Source organism: Cohnella baijiui (assembly GCF_020731285.1).
Classification (GTDB): Bacteria; Bacillota; Bacilli; order Paenibacillales; family Paenibacillaceae; genus Cohnella.
Genome location: NZ_JAJFOW010000459.1, coordinates 1 through 217 on the forward strand (window position 1 = coordinate 1; position 217 = coordinate 217).

The window sequence follows — 217 nt, forward strand, 5'->3', positions numbered from 1 at the left end:
GCATGCTCACAGCACCGATTGTCGAATTGGCGGAGGATTTATATATTGTCCGGCAGTATACAGACTATAGCCATCTCCTGCGTGGAAAAAAGGTATTCTGGTTCACCTTCCCACCTCATTATCGTTATCTACAGCGCAAAGGATTGTTTGATTTGGTTGTGTTCGATGCCATCGATAACCCGGAAGGAGAGTTTGCGTTTTGGAAGCGAGATCTGCC

General features: G+C 46.5%; 1 protein-coding gene. It reads left to right on the top strand.

Annotation, left to right across the window (positions count from 1 at the left end; translation table 11 throughout):
- A partial coding sequence (locus LKX83_RS33375; RefSeq protein WP_227887606.1) for a hypothetical protein occupies positions 1-217 on the top strand: 217 nt, incomplete at both ends.